Source organism: Undibacterium hunanense, assembly GCF_014284335.1.
GTDB lineage: Bacteria > Pseudomonadota > Gammaproteobacteria > Burkholderiales > Burkholderiaceae_D > Undibacterium > Undibacterium hunanense.
Map to the genome: position 1 here is coordinate 1 of NZ_JACOGF010000028.1, position 22,098 is coordinate 22,098.

A 22,098-nucleotide genomic window follows, 5' to 3' on the forward strand; every position below is an offset into this window, starting at 1 on the left:
TGCCTGATGACCATAGCTAATCGGTACCACCCCTTCCCATCCCGAACAGGACCGTGAAACGATTACGCGCCAATGATAGTGCTGCAACCAGTGTGAAAGTAGGTTATCGTCAGGCTTTTATTCCGCAGACCCCCGCTCAGCTAATGAGTGGGGGTTTTGCTTTTGCGCTAGCAAAATATAGACCGTATCGCAAGCAGTAACAAGCATCAAAAGAATCAAAACAACATCAAGACCTCTCAACACAGAGGCACAGAGAAGGCACAGAGGGCACTGAGAAAGGCGAGAACAGCAAAAAACACAGAGAAATCTCTGCTTTTACTCTGTGTTCTTGGGTTCTGATTTTATGTTCTGATTTTATTTCTGTTCCGCAGCGCTTCTTCAATGCGTAGGGTGCGCTGCGCGCACCGCTTTACCATCGCTCAAGCGTATCCGCATCACAACGTTCGGCGCATCAAACAACGACACTAGGCTCCAGCCTGCGCTGGAGCGACGGATTTGAGGGGGACTCTCTTATAAGCGAGTCTCTGTGCTGGTGAGGGGCTGCTTCACATTGCCAGATCCTCTTGCATTTCTCTGTGTCTCTGTGGTTAAAGGTCTTGGGTCACCAATCCGATAGGCAAAAAAAGGAGCCGAAGCTCCTTTTTTATTTCAATGCGACTGAGGTAAGGACCTTAAAACGCGTACCCGGCCTTCAACACCGCAAAATTCACACCTGGATTAGGGTGTTTGACACCGCCATTTGAATAATGCTGGATCTTGAAGCTCAAATCCCAGCCGTCTTTGGTCACGTAACCAACGCCGATATGGTCACCAAACTGAAAATTGGTGGAGAAATGGCGGCTATTGTTGTCATAGATTTCAGACAGCATGTGCAGGCCTATGCCAGCTTCGCCATAAAACCCTTTTTTGCTGTCATTTTGAAAGCGAAATACCGGGGTGATGCCGATATCGGTCAGATTTTGTGTTGCTCCGCTCTTGCCTTGAAAGCTGTTGCCCTGCCATTGCGCCAGGGTCGCATCCCAATAGCCGCCGATGTGAGTGCCGTTGGATGAAAACCACTGATTGTCCCAGTTGGATTGCAGGCCAGCGCGTAACATTTTGGTTTTGTTACCGGTCGCGAATTCGAGTGAGGCTGAATCCAGAGCAAATACAGAAGAGCTGGCACACACAGCAGTCACTGCGATGGCGAATAAAGAAGTAATACGCAGGCGCATATAATTGGCTTTCAGGTAAAAATACGAAATCAGACAAACATCAGAATCGCTATTGTAGCAATGTCTGGCAACATGTTCTCTGGATGCTGCGATTACAATTCAGATACACGAAAAAAGTAGAGGGAACCAAGGTGAAATCAGCGGCTGAAACACGCATTGTTTTTCTGGGTACGGGCTTGATGGGCAAGCCCATGGCGCGACGATTGTTGGCCGCAGGCTACTCTGTCACGGTGTGGAACCGGACTTACGCCAAGGCTGTCACCTTGGAACAGCATGGCGCCAAAGTGGCTGCCACGGCGCCGGAAGCCGTACAGCAATCAGGTGGCGGTGTCATCATTACCATGCTGGAAGATGGCAATGCGGTTGCCGAAGTGGTGCAGAGTATTTTGCCCGCATTGCCGGCAGGCAGTGTCGTGATAGACATGAGTTCGATACAGCAGGCCCAGGCGTTGGCCCTGCATGCGCAATTGCAGGCACATGGGCATCAATTTGTGGATGCACCCGTGTCGGGCGGTGTCATTGGCGCGGAAGCAGGCACGCTGGCGATTATGGCCGGGGCCGAAATGGCGGTCTATCAGCAGGTGGAAGCTATCCTCGCTACAATGGGCAAGCCTTTACGAGTAGGTGGGCCAGGTACCGGGCAACTGGCAAAATTGTGTAACCAGTTGATTGTCGGTGGCACCATCAATATCGTGGCAGAAGCCTTGTTGCTGGCACAGGCCGGTGGTGCAGATCCGGCCGCAGTACGCCAGGCTTTGCGTGGTGGTTTTGCTGAAAGCCGGATACTGGAAGTGCATGGGCAACGTATGCTGGACCGTACTTTCATGCCAGGCGGTCAGGTCAAAAGCCAGGCCAAGGATATGGAAAATATTTTGCTGGCGGCGCAGGATGCAGGCATCAGTCTGCCTGTTACCAGTCTGGTCAGCGAGGTATATCGCAGTTTGTTGCTTACTCACCCACATGCGGATCACTCCGCCGCTTTGCTTGCACTGGAAGAGCGTAATCCCGGCAAGCGACTTGGTGAACAGCCGGATGTGTTACCGGAATAAATGAATACTCAGTGATTATTCAGTGTGTGCTGATAGCGTAAAAAACGCCAGTTTTGTATCCTTTGCGATGGTGCTGATTGGACTAGGATACAAGCTCAGGTAGGTATCACCGCAAGATAACGAAAAACCGTTCAAACAGGAATGAATATGAGCAGCAATATCGTCAGGGCCGTATGCCCGCATGATTGTCCCGACACCTGTGCTTTGCACGTTACTGTTGAAGATGGTGTTGCCACTGCCGTCAAGGGTGATCCTGAGCATCCTACAACTGCCGGAGTGCTGTGCACCAAGGTGTCACGCTACACCGAGCGCACTTATCACCCTGACCGTTTGCTGTATCCGCAAAAACGCATAGGCAAAAAAGGTGAAGGCAAGTTCGCCCGCATTAGTTGGGATGAAGCCGTTGCGATTATTGCAGGCAAGCTGCGGCCGCTGGCAGCCAGCAAACCACTGGCCATCCTGCCTTATAGCTACGCCGGTACCATGGGCCTGGTACAGGGTGAAAGCATGGCACAGCGTTTTTTTCACAAGTTGGGTGCCTCTTTTCTGGATCGCACGATTTGCGCCACAGCGGGTGGCACAGGTTACAAATATACACTTGGTACACGTATGGGTACCGATATTGAACAGACACAAAATGCCAGACTGATAGTGATCTGGGGTGGCAATCCGATTGCATCCAATCTGCATTTCTGGATGCGTGTGCAGGAAGCCAAGCGCAAAGGGGCCAGGCTCATTGCGATTGATCCTTATCGTTCATTGACGGCAGAGAAATGCCATCAGCATATCGCTTTGCTGCCGGGAACGGATTCAGCATTGGCGCTGGGCCTCATGCATGTGCTGATCAAAGAGGATTTGCTGGATCACGTCTATATCAATGACCATACCCTGGGTTTTGAACAACTGCGTGAGCGTGCCGCAGAATGGACGCCAGAGCGCGTCGCTGCTACCTGCGGCATTACCGCAGAAGAGGTCATGCAACTAGCCCGCGACTATGGCGAATGTGGTCAGCGCGGCGAAGCCAGCATTATACGCATGAACTACGGCGTGCAAAGGGTACATGGCGGTGGCATGGCAGTCAGGAATATCTGCTGTCTGCCGGCGCTGACTGGTGCCTGGCGCCATGCTGCCGGCGGTGCACAACTGTCCTTGTCGGATGCATTTCCAAAAAATACGGCAGTTTTGCAAAGACCAGATTTATTCCCTGTCGATTTGCCACGTCGTACCATTAACATGAGCACCATAGGGGATGATTTATTGCGTGAAACATCGGCTGACTTTGGTCCCAAAGTCGAGGCAGTGATCGTGTATAACTCCAACCCTGTGGCTGTTGCACCAGAATCGGGCAAGGTCATGCAGGCATTTGCGCGTGAGGACCTGTTCACCGTCGTGCTTGAGCATTTTCAGACAGACACGGCGGACTATGCCGACATTCTGTTGCCAGCCACCACACAACTGGAACACATAGACATACACAGCACTTACGGTCACCTGTACATGATGGCAAACAATGCCGCGATTGCGCCCCTGGGCGAAGCCAAACCAAATACCGAAATTTTCCGTTTGCTGGCTAAGGCGATGAACCTGACTGAAGACTGCTTCAGCGAGACCGATGATGAAATTGCCGCCCAGGCTTTCAATAAACAGCATGCACATGCCGTGCATTTTGACTGGACTTCATTGAAGAAGACCGGTTGGTCGAAACTGAAAGTACCAGACGCACCGTTTGCCAATGGTGGCTTTGGTACACCATCTGGCAAGTGCGAATTTTATAGCGCCAGCATGGCGGCAGCGGGGCTGGATCCTTTGCCTGCCTACATTGCGCCGTATGAGTCCCTGGCCAGCAATCCGGAACTGGCGGCACGTTTCCCGCTGGCGATGATTTCACCACCGGCAAGGAACTTTCTGAATTCGACTTTCGTCAACGTGCAAAGCCTGCGTGATACCGAAGGTCAACCGCATCTTGATATACATCCCCAGGATGCGGCACAACGCCAGATTGCGCCCGGCGATCGCTTACGGATATTCAATGACCGTGGCAGTTTTGAGGCAGTGGCACGCGTTACGGACAAAGCCAGGCCGGGCCTGGTAGTTGGTTTGTCCATCTGGTGGAAAAAATTGGCCAGCGATCACAAGAATGCCAATGAAGTGACGAATCAGCGCCTCACCGACATGGGGGGCGGCCCTACTTTTTATGACACGCTGGTCGAAGTGGAGAAGTGCGCCTGACTGAACGACGCCAGCAGCTAAAATATTGCATGCTGTATTTTTGAATATTTTCAGTGGATGCATCTGTTCATTTGTCTTTGTTCTGCATCAAAAATCGGCTGAATTGTGTGCGGGGAAATTGGTGCAATGCGACATATTCCTAGAGTATGTTTTCAGGTCTTGCCTAAAACACTTGCCATGCCCGAGCTTAGCCGATAGCATCAAGCGAGAACTGGAATCAAATTCCGGCAATGCCCTGTTTGCCTGTGCTGCAGCGCTTTCACAAGTGCGATGCGAAGGCCGGGCCTTGGGACACCAATACAACAACAATCATCAGAGACGAGGAAAATATGGATAAATTTTGGCTGAAATCCTATCCGGCAGGTGTACCGGCGGAAATTAACGTGAACCAGTACCAGTCACTGGTGCAGATGCTGGAAGAAGCCTTCCAGAAATTTGCAGCACGTGATGCCTATGCCTGCATGGGCAAACGCATGACTTACGGCGAACTTGACACCCTGTCCAAAAAAGTGGGTGCATGGTTGCAAAGCAAGGGCCTGAAAAAAGGTGCGCGTGTTGCCATCATGATGCCGAATGTCTTGCAATATCCCGTTGTCATGGCTGCTGTATTGCGTGCAGGTTATACCGTGGTTAACGTCAATCCTCTCTACACACCGCGTGAACTGGAACATCAGTTGAAAGATTCTGGTGCCGAAGCCATCTTCATCCTGGAAAATTTTGCCACCACACTCGAACATGTATTAAGCAAGACCGCAGTCAAACACATTGTCGTCGCCAGTATGGGTGACATGCTGGGCGGCCTGAAAGGCATGATCGTCAATTTCGTGGTACGCCATGTCAAGAAAATGGTGCCTGCATTTTCCTTGCCTTCAGCGATACGCTTTAACCAGATGGCATCAGAAGCTGAACGCCTGAACTTTACGCCAGTCGCCAGTACCCATGACGATATCGCCTTCCTGCAATACACCGGTGGTACTACCGGCGTATCCAAGGGAGCGACACTGTCACATAAGAATGTGGTCGCCAATGTATTGCAAAATGACGCCTGGTTGTCACCCAGCATGACGGGCCATAGCGATGAACAGAAAGTGATCGTCTGCGCGCTGCCGCTGTATCACATCTTTGCCCTGACTGTATGCAGCCTGCTGGGTACACGCATAGGTGCGATGAATCTGTTGATTCCTAATCCGCGTGATATCCCCGGCTTCATCAAGGAGCTGCGTAATTACAAGGTTAATATTTTCCCGGCAGTGAATACCTTGTATAACGGTTTGTTGAATAATGCTGAATTTGCGACGCTGGATTTTTCCGGTTACGAAATTTGCAGCGGTGGCGGCATGGCCGTGCAAAGAGCCGTTGCCGACAAATGGCTGAAGGTAACAGGTTGTGCCATTGCTGAAGGGTATGGACTGTCTGAAACTTCACCGGTAGCAACCGCCAATCCAGCCGACACCAAGGATTTTTCCGGTACCATAGGTCTGCCTATTCCCTCCACTGAAATCGCTATCCTGGACGACGACGGCAACCCCGTACCTTTGGGTACTGCAGGTGAAATTGCCATACGCGGGCCGCAAGTGATGGTGGGCTACTGGAATCGCCCAGACGAAACTGCCAAGGTCATGACAGCGGATGGTTTCTTTAAAACGGGTGACATAGGCAAGATGGATGAAACTGGCTATACCAAGATCGTCGATCGCAAGAAAGACATGATACTGGTCTCCGGTTTCAATGTGTATCCGAATGAAATTGAAGAAGTCATAGTCATGCATCCGGGCGTGCTTGAATGCGCGTGTATTGGTGTGCCTGATGCCAATTCAGGTGAGGCAGTCAAACTGTTCGTGGTGCGCAAGGATCCATCACTGACGGTGGATCAGCTCATGGATTATTGCAAGGAACAGTTTACCGCGTACAAAAAACCTAAGTACATCGAGTTCCGTATGGATTTGCCAAAAACCAATGTAGGCAAAATTTTGCGACGTGAACTGCGGGACGAAAAGAAGGCGTAGACAAACAGGGTACATGGCGCGGATGCTGTCCGCGCTCATTAAAAAAGGAAGGCCTGTATTTAATGGCCTTCCTTTTTGTATTTCAGGGTTCAGCAAAAACAGATGCTTGAATTCTGAAACTTCAGGCGAAGCTGAGACCCGTCCTGCCCTCATCCACAATAAAGCTGCTGAGAGTAGCAATGCCTGAATCGGCTTTGGCCACGTCATCCAGACCAAGAAAATGTGTGAGCATTCTGGTTTGTGAAATTTCCATCAGCATGAAACCCCGCTTGTCGCTACGGCCATATTTGATGTGCGGATTCTGTGCCACATACTGATCCGTCCGTTCTTGCGGGCGAGAGCTGGACGTCACGGAAGTACCACAAAATTCCGTCGCCAGCACAGGATTGGATGGGGATGATCTGGTGTAAAAATCGCGCTTCAGATTGGCAGCATAAAAGGTGTGCACGTCACCAGAAATGACCACCGGATTGGCTGGCTTGTGTTTTTGGATATCGTCAAACAGGCGCTGGCGGGCGACCGGGTAACCATCCCAGCCATCGGTCCAGAATTTACCGTCGCCCTCTTGCGTGACAGCAGTCTGACTCGATTGCGCCATCAGCGTTTGCTGCGTCAGGATATTCCACTTGGCAGTGGAGCTGGCGAAACCGCGACCCAGCCATTTTTCCTGTTCCTGGCCCAGCATGGTGCGATTGGGATCCATGCGCTCGCTACACTCTGCATTCGACACCGAATTGGAACCGCCCCGGCCTGGCTTGGGGCAGGCATGGTGTGAGCGGTATTGCCGGTCATCGAGGACATGAAAGCGTGCCAGCCGGCCCCAGTCATAACGGTCATAGATGCGCATATTGCTGAAACGCTCGGCTTCACTGACCGATGCATGCAGGCGTACCGGCATGTGCTCATAAAAAGCCTGATAGGCAGCTGCACGGCGCAAGAGGAAATTCACATCCAGTCGTTCATCGCGGTCATTGCCATAGTCATTGCTGACTTCGTGGTCATCCCAGGTGACTATCCAGGGCGCGACATGGTGTGCAGCCTGCAATTGCGGGTCGGTTTTATACTGGGCATAACGACTGCGATAATCTGCCAGGGTGAAACTTTCTTGCTCGCGTTTGCGCGGCTTGCCTGGGTGGCGCGTGTCATACGGCCCCCATTCATAAATATAATCGCCCAGAAAGGCAATCAGATCAGGATTGGCGGCGGCAATATGACGGTGCGCTGCATATTCACCAAATTCCCAGTGCTGGCAGGATGCGACTGCCAGGCGCAGGTTACTGACCACTGCATCCAGCGCCGGTGCCGTGCGGGTGCGTGCCACCGGGCTGACTGCGTCGCCCAGCATGAAGCGGTACCAGTACCAGCGATCCGGCTGCAAGCCCGTGGCATCGACGTGTACACTGTGCGCCAGTTCTGGCAGGGCATGGGCCTCACCCTTATTGACGATGCGCCGGAAATTATCATCTTCGGCAATTTCCCAGCGCAGCTTATAGACGATGGCTGGCAGCGCCTGCGCGTTCAGCGGATCGGGCAGCAGCCGCGTCCACAAAACCACGCTGTCTGCACGCGGTGAGCCGGAAGCGACGCCCAGGCTGAACGGATATACCGTGCTGCGTTCGGCAGCAAAGCTGGGAAATGCCTGTGCCATTGCGGCCAGGGTGGTGAATTGCAAGGAGTGCTGTAAAAACAGACGGCGTGACAGCTTCATGAACAATCAACCTACCTTGGCGATATCTTCCAGTGGTGGAATTTGCCGTGGTTTCCTGTCATTCCCGGTCGCGACATAAGTGAGCGTGGCTTCCGTCACCTTGACGGTGCTGGCCTGCAGGCGGTTACGTTCTGCATAAACTTCTACCGAAACCGTGATTGAGGTATTGCCAACTTTAACCACTTCGGCGTAAAAAGACAGCAGGTCGCCAACAAACACCGGTTGCTTGAACAGGAAAGAGTTGACTGCAATTGTGGCAACCCGGCCATTCGCACGACGGGCAGCAGGGATGGCACCGGCAATATCAACCTGAGACATTATCCAGCCACCAAAAACGTCACCATGCACATTCGCATCGGCAGGCATGGGCATGACCCTTAGGGTCGGCATATGGGACGGAAGTCCTGATTGATTATGTTCTGTCATTTTTTTGCCTGAAAAGTAAGAGTAATGAGATAGCGATTGATTGGTGTCAAATCTTAAACCAATTTTCACACAGTCTGAAGAAAGCAAGTGGCTTGCCATATACCTGTTTGCTGATATATCGCGCATTGTTTTCCATTTTTAAGCATTGTTGACACATCTGTTGTAGGGAATTCTCATTGATAAAGTGAACTGGCACGGTAGCTCCATATAAAAAAGACAGCAAAACAGCATGTTTTTTTAAATGAAGAGATAAAAAAGTGCCAAAATTGTGCATCATGAACACTGCATCTGATGTCAATGGGGTGACAGTTTTAATAGTTGGTAATGGATGAGGGATGAATGTCTGATGGATGTGAAACAGGAAGAATTGCTGTTACTCGATGACGTGGTACGCCGCACGGTCGCGAATCCGACGGCCAGTCATTGCTGGCATCAGATGATACAGATCTTGCGACGTCAGGCACATCCCGCACTGTCACTGCAACTGGAGCAGTTTTTATTGCTGAATGTTGAAGGTAATGACCTGCCAGGGTTTTATCGCGCCACCTTTCTGGATATGCTGACCGGCAGGCCGGAATATTTGCAGCAAGCCGGCCATATCATGCTGACGCTACAGCCCCTTGATACCGATCGCCTCATCACATTTTTACAAAACAGCTGGCAGAGAGTGCTGCTCGATGCAGCGGGGCGTGATGCTTTCCGGCAGCGCCTGCAAGAACTGGCACTGCCACAGATTGCTGCGTTGCTGAATCAATGCATATGGCAGACTTTGCAACCGGCAAAGATACTAAAAAGCCGCCCTCTTACTGAAATACGTAAGGTGGCACTGATCGCACCTTTGCTGACAAATATCAAACATCCGCCCACGCTAATGGCCTTGCAGCAGGCCGACAGCCTGCGACAAAACGGTTATGAGGTTGCCCTGTTTTCTGCACAAGAAATGCTGGGGCCGGATTTCAAGCATTTTCTGGGTAGCCATTCCTTTATGTCCGACCCTGAATTTGTCACGGCTGGCTGGGAGCGTTATCTGGGACAGCGTGCTCAGTTTGTGACAGGTGATGTGCGTTTTTCCATGATGCAGAGATGGAAAAGCCTGGTCCATCAGATGGCACAATTTGATCCTGACCTGGTAATGTCGGTCGGTCTGTATTCTGGCCTGGCGGCAGCGCTTTATCCGGTGCGCCCCATGCTAAGTCTGGGTATCAATTCCCTGTCACCGATGTTGCCGGCCGATGTCTGGCTGACGGCGCAGCAGGACTTGCATGCCACAGTCGCAGCGCAGTGGGGTACGGCTTTTCCAGCCAGCCAGGCGCATTACCATCCTTACCGTTTGCATAAACCTGATGTGACAGTGCAGCTTGAACGCGAGGCATTGGGCCTGGCAAAAAATCAGTCAGTGCTGTTGACACTGGTCAGCGAAAGTGAAGCCAGGATCACCGGCGAATGGGCGGCATCCATGCTTGCCATCCTGGCCGCATTTCCGGATGTGGTATGGCTGATTGTTGGTGGCAATGGTGTCATGCCAACGGCCTTGCAGTCGGCGAAAACAGGGCAGGTCAGATGCATCGCGTTTTGTAGTGATGCGCTCAAATATATGACTTGCAGTGATGTATATATCAACCCGCCTATGCTGGGTGGCGGCTTTGCCGTGGCAGAGGCCATGTCGCTGGGGGTGCCCGCGCTCAGCATGCAGGGATCGGATGGGGGTGACAAGCTTGGTCGCGCTGCCATGACAAGTATGGCTGGGTATTTCCAGACCCTGCAATTGTGGCTGAATCAGCACGCAGTCAGGCAGTCGGCAGGGCTGGCAATGCAAGATCATTTTTACCAGCATCTCGATCTTGCGCACGCCGCCCCCAGCCTGAAAATCGCCTGCGAACTGGCCTTGCAGCGTTTTCAGATCAGGATGGCAGCACCGACTTCTTGAATTTGGCGGGTATACCCAGCATCAGCGCACCGGCATCGATATCGCTGATGACCACGGCACCGGCGCCGATAAAAGCATGGTCGCCAATGACCAGACGTTCCAGCAGTGTCGCCCCGATTGCTATTGTCACGCTATGTCCTATGCGCGACAGCCCGCCGACATTGCTGCCTGGTTGTATGCGTGAAAATGCACCAATATGCGTGTCATGGCCAATGGTTACGCCACGATTGATAAACACATGACGACCCAGCACTGTACCCGGGCCAATCACACTGTTGGCACCGACAAAGACACCAGGTGCCAGCCTGGCCAACGGTGACACATAGGCCCGCGGATGTATCAGGGTATGGAATTGCAGTTTAAAGCGCTGGTCCAGTTGTTGTTCGAGCACGGCACGGGTGGGTGTGGTTGGGCCTAGCAGATACAGTTCATTTTCACCAGGCGTGAAATCAGCCAGATCCAGGATTTCAGGCACAGGCCCATGTTGCCCCCATTGCCGGATGCGCTCATGCAGGGCGATATCGCGTTCACCTGGTGGTTCTGGCGTATGCAAAACAATTTTTGATACGATCAGCCCGTTAGCCAGTGCACAGTCAAACAGATCGGACAGGATATTGCTGGAGCCGAAAATGACCAGTTGTTGCCCACTCATGCGATGCCTTTCATAGCGATACCCTGCTTGCCAGCCCCAGCATATTCCTGGCGATTGATGCCGTGGCGATGGGGCGGCCCAGTGCGCTTGCCTGGGCGGCTACTCTGGCCACCAGTTGCGCATTGGTGGCGAGTGTGGTTCGTTCGTCGTCCAGCCACAAATTGTCTTCCAGCCCAGTTCTGACGCCATGCGCCATCACCACACCCAGGCCGTTTGCCGCAGTCTGATAACGACCTATGCCACCCAGTGACCAGATGGATTCTGGCGGTAGATCGGCGACGATGGTTGCCAGGTGCAGCAGCTTTGCCTGTGCGGTGGCAGGATTACCCAGAATAATATTGAAATAATAAGGTGGCTTCAACAAGCCTTTGTCTATGAGCACTTTGGCAAAATTGACCATGCCAAGATCGAATACTTCCAGTTCTGGCTTGATGCCCAGCTCTTGCATGATGCCGGCCAGTTGCATGATGGTGTCAGGCGAATTCAGGCTGGCTTCCCGCGCAAAGTTCATGGAACCCAGTGTCAGGCTGGCCATGTCAGGGCGCAAACTGTGGTGCAATCGCAGGCTGCTGGCGCGTTTTTCCACTTCGGGCGAACGTCTGCCACTGGTTGTGGTCACAATAATCAGTTCCGGCGAGTAAGCGCGTATGCCACGGATGATGGATTCATAGGTGGCCGCATCGTCTGTCGGAACACCATCGGCATCACGTGCATGCAAATGGAACATCGAGGCGCCATGCTGTGCACATAACACGGCGTCGGCGATGATTTCTTCCGGTGACAAAGGAACATGCGGCGACTGGCTGCGTACTGGTACCATGCCAGTCGGGGCAAGGTTAATGATCAGCGGTGACGGAAAACTCATAGATATATTAGTCTGGTGCAAGTCACGATAAAAACCGGGGTAAGGCGGAAAACGCCAGAAAATGCCAGCATATGCCTGTCGATAATCAGATACAGATTGTACGACAGCTAAAGGGGAAAGTCCGCAACAGCCACCGCACTCTGGTCCGTTAGTAAAATCGTTTATGCCCTATAATTTTCAATAGTCGTATTGCTCCTGAACTGGCGCGTTATTTGCGATCCTGTGTTCAGCTTTCTATTTAGCTCCATTCACGACACCATTTTTTACATTCACAGCGAGAATCCCCTACATGCGACGCAGAGAAACCATCCGCAGCTCAACCACGCCAGCCACGCCTTCCATCGCGGCCGCCAGCGACAGTAAGCGCGACGACTGGGCCACCGTCAAGACTCTGCTGCCTTATTTATGGGCCTATAAGTGGCGGGTATTGCTGGCGCTGTCTTTTCTGGTCGCTGCCAAACTGGCGAACGTCGGCGTACCCATGATTTTGAAAAAACTGGTGGACAGCATGACACTCAGTCCTGCTCATCCGGCTATGGTCCTGGTGTTGCCGGTCAGTCTGCTGATTGCCTATGGTGCCTTGCGTTTGTCGACAACACTGTTTACCGAATTGCGTGAATTTGTATTTGCCAAAGTCACCCAAAGAGCGGTACGCACCATCGCCCTGCAAGTGTTCCGGCACCTGCATGCCTTGTCGCTACGTTTTCACCTGAACCGGCAAACCGGTGGGGTGACGCGTGACATAGAACGTGGCACGCGCGCCATTTCTTCGCTGGTTTCCTATGCCCTGTTCAGCATCGTGCCTACCTTGCTGGAAATTGGCCTGGTGCTGATTTACCTGAGTACACATTACGACAAATGGTTCAGCATCATCACGGCAACGGCGCTGGTGACCTATATCATTTTCACGATTACGGTGACGGAATGGCGCACGCACTTTCGCCGTACCATGAACGAACTCGATTCCAAGGCGCACACCAAAGCCATTGATTCTCTGTTGAATTATGAGACAGTCAAATATTTCGGCAATGAAGAATACGAAGCACAGCGCTATGACGTCGGCCTGCAAAGTTATGAAACTGCCGCTGTAAAATCACAAAGCAGCCTGTTTCTGCTCAATACCGGGCAGTCCATGATTATCGCAACCGCGGTTACCCTGATATTGTGGCGTGCCACCCAGGGGGTAATTGACGGCAGCATGAGCCTGGGTGATCTGGTGCTGGTGAATGCCTTTATGATACAGCTGTATATCCCTCTGAATTTTCTGGGTGTGTTGTACAGGGAAATAAAACAAAGCCTGGCGGATATGGAGAGATTGTTTTCCCTGCTGGACCAGAACCGCGAGGTGGCCGATTCCGACACTGCCAAAGCCTTGCAGATACAACATAAGAATGGGGCGGAAATTCGCTTTTCCCATGTCAATTTCAGCTATGAAGAAAAGCGGCAGATTTTATTTGATGTCGATTTCAGCATTGCTGCCGGCACGACCACCGCAGTGGTCGGCCACAGTGGCTCTGGCAAATCCACGCTGTCACGACTTTTGTTTCGCTTTTACGATATTCAATCCGGCCGCATTGTTATTGACGGGCAGGATTTACGCGACCTGACCCAGGCGTCGGTGCGGGCGGCGATTGGTATCGTGCCGCAAGATACGGTCCTGTTCAATGACACGATTGAATACAATATTGCCTATGGCAAGCCAGGCGCCAGCAAAGAAGACATTATCGCCGTTGCCAAGGCAGCTTATATCCATGAATTTATCGAGACGCTGCCGGATGGATACGACACCATGGTGGGTGAGCGTGGCCTGAAATTATCCGGTGGTGAAAAACAGCGGGTGGCGATTGCCCGTACACTGCTGAAAAATCCATCCATCATGATTTTTGATGAAGCAACATCGGCGCTGGATTCGCATGCCGAGCAACTGATACAGGCACAATTGAAAGACATCGCCCGCAATCGTACCAGCCTGGTAATTGCGCATCGCTTGTCCACCATCGTCGACGCCGAGCAGATACTGGTGATGGACAAGGGCCGTATAGTTGAACGTGGCACCCATGCGCATTTGCTGGAACTGCAGGGTGCGTATGCACGCATGTGGGAACGTCAGCAAAGCAAAAAAACAGAAGTGATCGAAGACGATGACGAAGCAGATGAAGTTGAACTGGTGAGTGCATAAAAATGGAAACCAAATGGCTGGAAGATTTTGTCTCGCTGGCAGAAACCAATAGTTTCAGCCGGTCTGCTGAATTGCGTCATGTGACGCAGCCAGCGTTTTCCCGCCGCATACAATCGCTGGAAGCCTGGCTGGGTAGCGACCTGATAGACCGCACATCCTACCCCACCCGTTTGACGCATGCCGGTGAAGTGTTTTATGAGCAGGCCATCGCCATGCTGGGGCAGATCAATAATGCACGTGCTCTGTTACGCGGCAAACGCACGACCACACAAACAACAGTGGATTTTGCTGTACCACATACCTTGTCACTGACCTATGTGCCGCGCTGGCTGACCGGGCTGGAAGCTGCATTTGGTGAAATCAACAGCCGCCTGCTGGCGTTGAATGTACATGATGCCGTCATGACGCTGGTAGAGGGTGGTTGTGACCTGCTGCTGTGCTACCATCACCCGCGCCAGCCCTTGCTGCTCGATAGCAGTCAATACGACATGATCAGCATGGGAACAGAAGCCCTGCGTGCCTATATCCGCTGTGACAAACATGGTGTGCCGGAACTGCTGTTGCCCGGTACCGCGCAGTCGCCATTGCCGTTTCTGGCGTACGCCAATAACGCCTATCTGGGCCGCATGGTTGATCTGATTTTGAATGACACCCGCCAGCCTTTGCATCTGGAAAAATGCTATGAAACCGATATGGCAGAAGGCCTGAAGATGATGGCACTCGAGGGCCGTGGAATGGCATTTTTGCCAGAGTCGGCGGTCACGCGTGAAGTCAAACAAAAACAGCTGGCGCGTGCAGATGATGGCAGCGGTGCATGGGAAGTGAATATGGAGATTCGCCTGTATCGCGAACGGCCTTCCTTGCAAAGACCAGGCAAGCTCATCGTCTCGCGTCTGTGGGATTATCTGGAGCAATTACAGGCCGGCGAAAAGATATCGAAGGCGAAACAAAGCAAAAGTCGGCGGCGTGCCGATAGTGAAACATGATGGTGAAAAAGCAAAGTGTTGACCTTAAGGAAATGATGGGGTGATGCGCGTCATGTAAGGTGACAAAGCGTGACATAGCATGACGCAGTTTCATAGTTATGCATTTCATGCATAGATACATGCAAACAAAGCATTGGCTGATTTCAGAGTGAAAAGACTATGATGCGTCTGCTTTCGGTACCGGTGAATGACCGGGCTGAATGAAAAGATTTGCAAAACCAGTTCAACCATTTCAAGAGGCCATACCATGTCCACCCAGCACCAGATACCGTCTTATCTTACCCCGACTGAGACCGGTCCTTGGTCAGTTTACCTTGAGCAAATTGATCGCGTCACACCTTACTTGGGACACCTGTCCCGTTGGGTGGAAACCCTGAAACGTCCGAAGCGCATCCTGATTGTGGATGTGCCTATCGAGCGTGATGACGGTTCGATTTCCCACTTTGAAGGCTATCGTGTACAGCACAATACGTCCCGTGGTCCAGGTAAGGGTGGCGTGCGTTTCCATCAGGATGTGACACTGTCAGAAGTTATGGCGCTGTCTGCCTGGATGACGATCAAGAACTCTGCCGTGAACGTACCTTACGGTGGTGCCAAGGGTGGTATCCGCGTTGATCCTAAAACCCTGTCACGCGGCGAACTGATGCGCATGACACGTCGCTACACGTCTGAAATCGGCATCATCATTGGCCCGGACAAAGATATTCCTGCGCCGGACGTCAACACCAATGAGCAAACCATGGCATGGATGATGGATACCTATTCCATGAATGAAGGCCGCACTGCCACTGGTGTGGTGACTGGCAAACCTATTTCCCTGGGCGGTAGCCTGGGGCGCCGTGAAGCAACCGGCCGTGGCGTATTCGTGGTTGGTAGTGAAGCCGCTGCCAAGCGTGGTATGAACATCGCTGGCGCAAAAATTGCCGTGCAAGGTTTTGGTAATGTTGGTGGTATCGCGGCACGTCTGTTTGTTGAGGCTGGCGCCAAGATCGTTGCCGTGCAGGATCATGGTGGCACTATTTTCCATTCGAATGGCCTGGATGTGAACAAGCTGCTGGAACATGTCGCTACCCAAGGTAGTGTGGCTGGTTTTGAAGGCATAGAAGCCGTATTGCCGAATGACGAATTCTGGTCAGTCAATTGCGATATCATGATCCCGGCAGCGCTGGAGCAGCAAATCACGGTCAAGAATGCTGACCAGATTCGCGCCAAGATCATTCTTGAGGGCGCAAATGGTCCAACTACACCAGAAGCGGACGATATCCTGCGCGACAAGGGTGTGCTGGTCGTGCCGGACGTGATTGCCAATGCAGGTGGTGTGACCGTATCGTATTTTGAATGGGTACAGGACTTCTCCAGCTATTTCTGGACGGAAGATGAGATCAACCAGCGCCTGACCCGCATCATGAAGGAAGCCTTCAACTCGGTCTGGCAGGTAACGGAAGACAAGAAAGTATCGTTGCGTACTGCAGCATTTATTATCGGATGTTCCCGGGTATTACAGGCACGTGAAGTTCGTGGACTCTACCCTTAAGCAGAAATTGTAAAAAACTATCCATCACCTATGCTATATAGGTGGTGGATATTGTCGTTTCTGGAGCCGGATTTTCAAGCTGCGTTTTCATGTGCTAGTGGCAGGCGCTACGACAACTATTTATGCAGGTATATGGCAAGATGGGGGCGTGACGGGATATACGGGGCGTTTAATACGTGTTTACCACAATCGCTGCCATCATGATGCCGTCACTTTGTACGAATATTCTCTTGCGAATGCAAAAAGAGGCTAGTGGAAGTTCCGGTGGAACAATATTTGCATGCATATCTGAATGTTTGAGCAAGTATTAATTGCAAAAAATACCGAATAATATTTTGTTGATTGTGAAATTTTCTGTTGAAGTATATTGATCTTTATCATTACCATCCTGAATTGAGCTTAAAGGGGGTTGCATGAAAGTTTTAAATTGGGTAGTGAGGGCCAGTTTGCCTTGTGCACTGGCTTTGTGCTCCACGCTTTCATCGGCTGCGGACACCCTGGCACATATCAAAGAGACGCAAACAGTGACGATTGCTCACCGTGAAGCGTCTTTTCCGTTTTCTTACTATAACGACGATAAAAAACCGGTGGGATACTCACTGGATATCTGCCTGAAGCTGGTGGATGCCTTGAAAAAGGAACTGAAGTTGCCGCAGTTGAACGTGGCGTATCTGGCAGTCACACCCAGTACCCGTATCCCTGCCATTGTCGATGGCAAGGCAGATCTGGAATGCGGTTCTACCACCAATAATGCCGAACGTCGCAAGCAGGTCAGTTTTACCATACCGCATTTTTTTGCGACGGCGCGCATGATCGTCAGGGCAGATTCCGGTATCAAGAACTGGACTGACCTGAAAGATAAAAAAGTGGTGACGACCAAGGGAACTACCACGGTCAAGTTGCTGAATGATCGCGACAAGGTGCGCGGCCTGAGTTTGAAACTGCTGGAAGGCAATGACCATAACGAATCTTTCGGCATGGTGGAAAACCAGCAGGCAGATGCTTTCACCATGGATGATGTATTGCTGTATGGATTGCGGGCCAATACCAAGGATCCGGCCAAATTTGTAGTGGTAGGCGACCCGCTGTCCACTGAGCCGTATGCAGTCATGTTGCGCAAGGATGATCCCGCGTTCAAGTCTTTGATTGACCGTGAAATGGCGCGTTTGATGAACGACGGTGAAATCAACAAGCTGTATGACAAGTGGTTTCGCAAACCAGTGCCTCCAAAAGGGGCAAATTTGAATATGCCCATGGGCTTTTTGTTGCGGGATAACATACGTTTCCCTTCAGACAAGGTGGCAGATTAAGGTTCTGGTGCATGGCTTTCATGCATTTTATGCGGGACTTGCAATAAAGTAAGGCGACAGGCAAGGGCAGCTTCATTTTTGCGCCATTGAATAAGTAGTATTACGTATTAAGTCGGGTAAAAAAAGCGATAAGTAAGCCGAGGGTTTTGTTAAACTCAAAGCGACAAATTTTTTGATTTAACTTTCTGGAGACAGTATGAAATTTTCGAAATTGTTGGGTGTGCTGATTGGTGCAGGTTTGATCGCTGGTGGTGCACAGGCGCAAGAAACAGGAACCCTGAAAAAAATCAAGGACACAGGCACCATTACCATTGGTGTGCGTGATTCTTCCATTCCATTCTCTTACCTTGATGATAAGCAATCTTATCAAGGTTATTCCATTGATCTGTGTCTGAAGATCGTGACTTCAATTCAAAAGCAATTGGGTCTGGGTGCTCTGAGCGTCAAAATGAATCCAGTCACATCGGCAACCCGTATTCCCCTGATGGCTAACGGCACGATTGATCTGGAATGCGGTTCCACCACCAACAACGTTGAACGTCAGAAACAGGTGTCGTTCGCGCCAACTACATTTGTGACGGCGAATCGCATCTTGTCCAAAAAATCGTCCGGCGTCAAAGTTCTGACAGATCTGAAAGGCAAGACAGTCGTTTCCACTTCCGGTACATCCAATCTGAAGCAATTGACGACACTGAATGTTGACCAGAACCTGGGTATGAATATTCTGCCAGCCAAAGATCATGCTGAAGCCTTCCTGATGGTAGAAACTGGCCGTGCCGTTGCTTTCGTGATGGATGACATCCTGTTGGCATCCCTGGCTGCCAATTCCAAGGCGCCAACTGACTATGAAATCAGCAAGGAAGCGCTTTCGGTTGAGCCATACGGCATCATGATGCGCAAGGATGACGCGCCGTTTAAAAAGGCAGTTGATACAGCGATCAGCAATGTGCTGACTTCTGGTGATGTGAACCGTATTTATTACAAATGGTTCCAGCAACCAATTCCACCAAAAGGTATCAATCTGAACATACCTATGTCTGAACAGCTCAAGGCTGTGGTGGCGAAGCCAACTGATTCGGGCGAACCATCTGCGTATGCAGCTGTGCCAGAAGCGCAAAAAGCAGTGCTGAAAAAGAAAAAATAAAACAGCAGCAGGGCTATAAGAAATAGGGCAGATCAAAACGGGGGGAGAGTCTCCTCCCGTTTTATTTTGCAAGGTCCGTCATCGATACTGGGTGACGAACGAAGCTTTGGGGAGATAACATGAATTATCAATGGAATTGGAATATTTATTGGGAGGATGCGCTTGACGGCGGCGGCACGTATTTTGATACCCTGATCTGGGGTGTCAAAGTGACGTTGGCGCTGGCCATGCTGGCGTGGATCATTGCCCTGGTCTTGGGCTCGATCATCGGTACTATGCGTACAACGCAAAACAAATGGCTGGTCCGTTTATCGAACGGATATATCGAGCTGTTTCGCAACATTCCCTTATTGGTGCAAATGTTCATCTGGTATTTTGTCATACCAGAACTGGTACCCGATGCCTTGGGTATGTGGATGAAGAATTTGCCGAATGTGTCGTTTTACACCGCAGTCATCAGTCTTGGCTTGTTTACCTCGGCGCGTGTGGCTGTGCAGGTGTCGACCGGTATTAATGCTTTGCCGCGCGGGCAAAAAATGGCAGGGACAGCATTGGGTTTGACTCAAGTCCAGACGTACAGGTATGTCTTGCTGCCTATGGCCTTCCGTATCATTACACCTTCGCTGACGAATGAAGTTGCGGCGATTATCAAAAACAGTTCGGTCGCATCCACGATCACCGTGCTTGAATTGATGTCACGTACCCGTTCAATGAATGAATTCACGTATAAAACATTTGAAGCATTTACAGCTGCAACGCTGATCTATCTGTTTGTTTCTGTCGTTGCAATCATGCTGTCAAATTTCCTTGAGCGCAAACTGGCTGTGCCAGGCTTCATTACTGGCGGTGCTGCAAAGGGAGGGCGTTAAGATGTTTAGTAATTTTGACTTCGAAGTTATCCAGCGCACCTGGTGGAATCTGATCACCGAAGGCCTGCTGTTCACGCTTGAACTGACGGTATTGGCCATGGTCGGCGGTATCATTCTTGGCACCTTGCTGGCGATGATGCGTTTGTCCAGTAATCGCTTTGTTTCTCTTGCCGCTTCTGGTTATGTGAACCTGGTGCGTTCAGTCCCTCTGCTGTTGGTGATTTTCTGGTTTTACTTTCTGGTGCCGTATATTGGTGCATGGATTATCGGCTCTCCCGAGCCGGTCAAGGTTGGACCTTTATTGTCTTGCCTGATCACTTTCGTCATGTTTGAAGCTGCTTATTATTGCGAAATCATGCGTTCGGGTATCCAGTCCATTCCACGTGGCCAGGTATGGGCCGGTAATGCCATGGGGATGAATTATTTCCAGACCATGCGGCATATTGTCCTGCCGCAGGCATTCAGAAATATGTTGCCGGTTCTTTTGACGCAGACCATCGTTTTGTACCAGGACGTGTCGCTCGTATCCGTATTGTCGATCAAGGATTTTGTCGGCTCTGCGACTGTGGTTGCGAATAACAATGGTCGTCCTGTTGAAATCAACCTGTTCGTGGGTGTGGTGTATTTCATCACCTGCTTCGCGTTGTCGACACTGGTCAAGAAACTGAACCAAAAGATAGCGATTATTCGCTGACCGCATTTGGTGTCAGATTGAAGCGATAAGAAAGCTAAAAAGTATCCTGGAGAATTCAAATGATTAAATTAAGTAATGTCAGCAAATGGTATGGACAGTTTCAAGTATTGACGGATTGCACAACCGAAGTATCCAAAGGTGAAGTGGTGGTGGTGTGTGGTCCATCGGGTTCAGGTAAATCGACCCTGATCAAGACAGTCAACGGTCTGGAGCCTTTCCAGAAAGGGGAGATCACCGTGGAAGGCGTATCTGTCGGCGACCCGAAAACCAATCTGTCCAAGTTACGTGCGCGCATTGGTATGGTGTTCCAGAACTTTGAACTGTTTCCGCACCTGTCCATTCGTCAAAACCTGACCATAGGCCAGGTCAAGGTGCTAGGTCGTTCAGAAGAAGAAGCAACTGAACGTGGCCTCAAATACCTGGACCGTGTTGGTCTGATCGCACAAAAGGATAAATTTCCTGGTCAGTTGTCTGGTGGTCAGCAACAGCGTGTGGCGATTGCCCGTGCGTTGTCAATGGACCCGATCGCCATGCTGTTTGATGAGCCTACATCTGCTCTCGATCCTGAAATGATCAATGAAGTACTGGATGTCATGGTGGGTCTGGCGCAGGAAGGTATGACCATGATGGTCGTGACGCATGAAATGGGGTTTGCCAAGAAAGTCGCAAATCGCATTGTCTTCATGGACAAGGGCCTCATAGTCGAAGATTGCGCCAAGGATGAATTCTTCACCAATGCACGTTCTGACCGCGCACGTGATTTCCTGGCGAAAATCATCCATTGATGGAGCTGGATTTTCAGTAGTGTTTGTGTGACAAGAGAAAAGGCCCTGAACCAGTTTCAGGGCCTTTTTTCCTTGCGGAAACAATCTTTGTGCTTTTATACATACAATACAGATTGTTTCTTTAGCTAATGTAATTTCTCAATCAGATATTTTGACGGAATGAGTATTTGTGATTCACATCACATAAGAATCAATATTAACGTGCTAACCTCGCTCCGCTGAAATTTGTAATAATGTGTAACCAATTAATACAATGCTGTAATCCAACACTGTAATTCAACATAAACATTGCAATCTCAAATTAATTCACAAGGATCATAAATGGCCAATACCGCTGCAGACATCCAAAAGCTTTACATCGCTTATTTCAACCGTCCAGCGGACCCACTGGGCCTGGCTTATTGGACAGCGTCCAACCTGTCCCTCAAAGACATCGCGCAAAGCTTCTCCGTTCAGAAAGAATACGCAGACACGTATGCCAACCTGACCACAGCGCAAACCGTCAACACCATCTATAAAAA

The 22,098-nt window shown here is 50.9% G+C and carries 17 protein-coding genes, 1 rRNA gene and 1 pseudogene; 14 read left to right on the top strand and 5 right to left on the bottom strand.

From position 1 onward, the window contains the following. The first annotated feature begins 2 nt into the window (after positions 1-2). Positions 3-115 (top strand): 5S ribosomal RNA (gene rrf, locus H8L32_RS27030). Positions 116-671: 556 nt separating this feature from the next. On the opposite strand, the gene H8L32_RS27035 is transcribed toward rrf, so the two are convergent. Then, the gene (locus H8L32_RS27035) at positions 672-1,214 is read right to left on the bottom strand and encodes an acyloxyacyl hydrolase (protein ID WP_186950979.1); all 543 of its coding nucleotides are present in this window, start codon (positions 1,212-1,214) and stop codon (positions 672-674) included. A 131-nt stretch (positions 1,215-1,345) separates the two neighbouring features. Between H8L32_RS27035 and H8L32_RS27040 the strand changes: the two genes are divergently transcribed. The 3 genes from H8L32_RS27040 to H8L32_RS27050 all read left to right on the top strand — a co-directional run bounded on the left by H8L32_RS27040 (position 1,346) and on the right by H8L32_RS27050 (position 6,498). Next, positions 1,346-2,263, top strand: a complete 918-nt coding sequence (locus H8L32_RS27040; protein WP_329605237.1) for an NAD(P)-dependent oxidoreductase — start codon at positions 1,346-1,348, stop codon at positions 2,261-2,263. Between the two features lie 147 nt (positions 2,264-2,410). Further along, complete coding sequence (locus H8L32_RS27045) at positions 2,411-4,492, top strand: molybdopterin-containing oxidoreductase family protein (protein WP_186950981.1); 2,082 nt, start codon at positions 2,411-2,413, stop codon at positions 4,490-4,492. Positions 4,493-4,821: 329 nt separating this feature from the next. After that, positions 4,822-6,498, top strand: coding sequence for a long-chain fatty acid--CoA ligase (locus tag H8L32_RS27050; RefSeq protein ID WP_186950982.1), 1,677 nt, complete (start codon positions 4,822-4,824; stop codon positions 6,496-6,498). 121 nt (positions 6,499-6,619) lie between these two features. Here H8L32_RS27050 and H8L32_RS27055 read toward each other — a convergent pair whose 3' ends face one another. Both H8L32_RS27055 and H8L32_RS27060 read right to left on the bottom strand, forming a co-directional pair. Continuing rightward, positions 6,620-8,206 (bottom strand): alkaline phosphatase D family protein, encoded by a 1,587-nt coding sequence (locus H8L32_RS27055; protein ID WP_186950983.1) that lies wholly within the window; start codon positions 8,204-8,206, stop codon positions 6,620-6,622. Positions 8,207-8,212: 6 nt separating this feature from the next. Continuing rightward, complete coding sequence (locus H8L32_RS27060; RefSeq protein WP_186950984.1) at positions 8,213-8,596, bottom strand: acyl-CoA thioesterase; 384 nt, start codon at positions 8,594-8,596, stop codon at positions 8,213-8,215. Between the two features lie 382 nt (positions 8,597-8,978). Between H8L32_RS27060 and H8L32_RS27065 the strand changes: the two genes are divergently transcribed. After that, positions 8,979-10,559 (top strand): glycosyltransferase family protein, encoded by a 1,581-nt coding sequence (locus H8L32_RS27065; protein ID WP_186950985.1) that lies wholly within the window; start codon positions 8,979-8,981, stop codon positions 10,557-10,559. Here the strand turns inward: H8L32_RS27065 and H8L32_RS27070 are convergent. Together H8L32_RS27070 and H8L32_RS27075 are read right to left on the bottom strand one after the other, a co-directional pair. After that, a complete protein-coding gene (locus tag H8L32_RS27070; protein ID WP_186950986.1) occupies positions 10,534-11,211 on the bottom strand; it encodes an acetyltransferase in 678 nt (225 codons plus the stop codon). The two genes, H8L32_RS27065 and H8L32_RS27070, sit on opposite strands and share 26 nt — an antisense overlap. Positions 11,212-11,221: 10 nt before the next feature. Then, positions 11,222-12,076, bottom strand: a complete 855-nt coding sequence (locus H8L32_RS27075; RefSeq protein WP_186950987.1) for a BKACE family enzyme — start codon at positions 12,074-12,076, stop codon at positions 11,222-11,224. A 289-nt stretch (positions 12,077-12,365) separates the two neighbouring features. On the opposite strand from H8L32_RS27075, the gene H8L32_RS27080 reads away from it, so the two are divergent. From H8L32_RS27080 to H8L32_RS27120, 9 genes and pseudogenes are all read left to right on the top strand, one after another. Further along, positions 12,366-14,255: an ABCB family ABC transporter ATP-binding protein/permease gene (locus H8L32_RS27080; protein WP_186950988.1), complete on the top strand. Its 1,890-nt coding sequence runs from the start codon at positions 12,366-12,368 to the stop codon at positions 14,253-14,255. Between the two features lie 2 nt (positions 14,256-14,257). Next, positions 14,258-15,241, top strand: coding sequence for a LysR family transcriptional regulator (locus H8L32_RS27085; protein WP_186950989.1), 984 nt, complete (start codon positions 14,258-14,260; stop codon positions 15,239-15,241). 247 nt (positions 15,242-15,488) lie between these two features. Then, positions 15,489-16,775, top strand: a complete 1,287-nt coding sequence (locus tag H8L32_RS27090; protein ID WP_186950990.1) for a Glu/Leu/Phe/Val family dehydrogenase — start codon at positions 15,489-15,491, stop codon at positions 16,773-16,775. 413 nt (positions 16,776-17,188) lie between these two features. Further along, the gene (locus H8L32_RS27095; protein ID WP_186950991.1) at positions 17,189-18,085 is read left to right on the top strand and encodes an amino acid ABC transporter substrate-binding protein; all 897 of its coding nucleotides are present in this window, start codon (positions 17,189-17,191) and stop codon (positions 18,083-18,085) included. A gap of 196 nt (positions 18,086-18,281) precedes the next feature. Then, positions 18,282-19,229, top strand: a complete 948-nt coding sequence (locus H8L32_RS27100) for a transporter substrate-binding domain-containing protein (RefSeq protein WP_186950992.1) — start codon at positions 18,282-18,284, stop codon at positions 19,227-19,229. A 119-nt stretch (positions 19,230-19,348) separates the two neighbouring features. Beyond that, positions 19,349-20,098 carry an amino acid ABC transporter permease gene (locus tag H8L32_RS27105; protein WP_186950993.1) on the top strand — a complete coding sequence of 250 codons (750 nt, stop codon included), beginning with the start codon at positions 19,349-19,351 and terminating at the stop codon, positions 20,096-20,098. A 1-nt stretch (position 20,099) separates the two neighbouring features. After that, a complete protein-coding gene (locus H8L32_RS27110; protein ID WP_186950994.1) occupies positions 20,100-20,792 on the top strand; it encodes an amino acid ABC transporter permease in 693 nt (230 codons plus the stop codon). A 59-nt stretch (positions 20,793-20,851) separates the two neighbouring features. Continuing rightward, entirely contained in the window at positions 20,852-21,577 is a 726-nt protein-coding gene (locus H8L32_RS27115; RefSeq protein ID WP_186950995.1) for an amino acid ABC transporter ATP-binding protein, read from the top strand. Positions 21,578-21,898: 321 nt separating this feature from the next. Next, positions 21,899-22,098 (top strand): annotated as a pseudogene (locus tag H8L32_RS27120) (DUF4214 domain-containing protein); the annotation flags it as partial.